The 1,707-nt window shown below is 66.2% G+C and carries 2 protein-coding genes and 1 pseudogene; all 3 read left to right on the top strand.

Annotated features, from left to right (window positions below; translation table 11 throughout):
• Positions 1 to 305 (top strand): annotated as a pseudogene (locus G3N99_RS40090) (gentisate 1,2-dioxygenase); the annotation flags it as partial.
• Between the two features lie 83 nt (positions 306 to 388).
• A complete protein-coding gene (locus tag G3N99_RS40085; RefSeq protein ID WP_206125177.1) occupies positions 389 to 1,087 on the top strand; it encodes a fumarylacetoacetate hydrolase family protein in 699 nt (232 codons plus the stop codon).
• 25 nt (positions 1,088 to 1,112) lie between these two features.
• Positions 1,113 to 1,707: maleylacetoacetate isomerase (maiA, locus tag G3N99_RS40080; protein ID WP_206125176.1), on the top strand; the 595-nt coding region annotated here is incomplete at its 3' end.

Raw genomic sequence — 1,707 nt, 5'->3', positions numbered from 1 at the left:
GCTACGTGAACCCCGCGACGGGCGGCTGGCCGATGCCGACGATCGCCACCTTCATGCAGTTCCTGCCTGCCGGTTTCGACGGCCGCACGTACCGCAGCACCGACGCGACGATCTACTGCGTCGTCGAAGGCAGCGGCACCGCGCACATCGGCGGCAACGCATTCGATTTCGAGCCGCACGACATTTTCGTCGCGCCGTCGTGGGCGCCCGTGCGGCTGTCTGCGTCATCCGACAGCGTGCTGTTCAGCTACTCCGACCGGCCCGTGCTGTCCGCATTGAACCTGCTGCGCGAAGCGCGCGACTGACGCCGGCCGCTTTCAACGATTCGTTTCCCATGCGTCGCCGCCGCGGCGCGCCCCCTTCATTCGTCATTACGCTGGAGCCATTCATGATTTTCGTTTTCCCGCCTGAAGCGCCCGTGGCGCTCCCCGTCGCCGGCAGCGACGCGCAGTTCGCGGTACGCCGCGTCTATTGCGTCGGCCGCAACTACGCGGCTCATGCTCGCGAAATGGGCTTCGATCCCGATCGCGAGCCGCCGTTCTTCTTCTGCAAGCCGGCCGATTCGATCGTGCCGGTCGCGTACGGCGAAACGCTCGATCTCGCATATCCGTCGCAGACGCAGAACTATCACTACGAAGCCGAACTCGTCGCGGTGATCGGCAAGGGCGGCTCGGACATCCCGCTCGAGCGCGCGCTCGAACACGTGTGGGGCTATGCGGTCGGCCTCGACATGACGCGCCGCGACCTGCAGATGAAGATGCGCGAGATGGGCCGGCCGTGGGAAATCGGCAAGGCATTCGACCGCTCGGCGCCGATCGGGCCCGTGCATCCGGTGAGCGAAGTCGGTCATTTCGAGCAGGGCGGCCTGTGGCTGACCGTCAACGATGCGACGAAGCAGAGGAGCGATGTGTCGCACCTGATCTGGTCGGTCGCGGAAACGGTGGCCGACCTGTCGAAGTTCTTCCGCCTCGAACCGGGTGACGTGATCTTCACGGGCACGCCCGAAGGCGTCGGCGCGGTCGTCGCGGGCGACGTGATGAAGGTCGGCGTCGAACGGCTCGGCGAACTGACCGTGCGCGTGGTCTGACGCATCTTCCTCGAAAGGCGACATCGTGCAACTGCATAGCTTCTTCAACAGTTCGACGTCCTACCGGGTGCGCATCGCGCTTGCGCTGAAAGGGCTGCCGTACGACACGCTGCCGGTGAACATCCGCACCGGCGAGCATCGCGAGGCGGCCTACGTCGCGAACGTGAACCCGTCGGCCGCGGTGCCGGCGCTGGTCGACGGCGATTTCCGTCTCGGGCAGTCGCTCGCGATCCTCGATTACCTCGACCAGATCCAGCCGACGCCTCGACTGATTCCGCTCGAACTGCGCCAACGCGCGCGCGTGCTGGAACTCGCGACGCTGATCGCATGCGACATCCATCCGGTCAACAACCTGCGCGTGCTGCGCTATCTCGACACCGAGTTGAAGGTCACGCCGCAGCAGAAGACCGCGTGGTATCGGCACTGGATCGCGGAAGGGATGGCCGGCGTCGAGCGGCTGCTCGCGCGCGCGGACGAGGGCCCGTGGTGCTTTGGCGACACGCCGACGCTGGCCGACGTGTGCCTCGTGCCGCAGGTCGCGAATGCGTTGCGAATGGATTGCGACCTGAGTGCCTATCCGCGCAGCCTCGCGGTGTTTGAACACGCGCGGCACGAGCCGG

Source organism: Burkholderia sp. Ac-20392, from assembly GCF_017104585.1.
Lineage (GTDB): Bacteria > Pseudomonadota > Gammaproteobacteria > Burkholderiales > Burkholderiaceae > Burkholderia > Burkholderia lata.
This window is presented reverse-complemented; position numbering and strand designations above follow the sequence as displayed.

Excerpts from the sequence above, each read along its gene's own strand:
- G3N99_RS40085 (WP_206125177.1), top strand. The coding sequence starts at position 389 with ATGATTTTCGTTTTCCCGCCTGAAGCGCCCGTGGCGCTCCCCGTCGCC.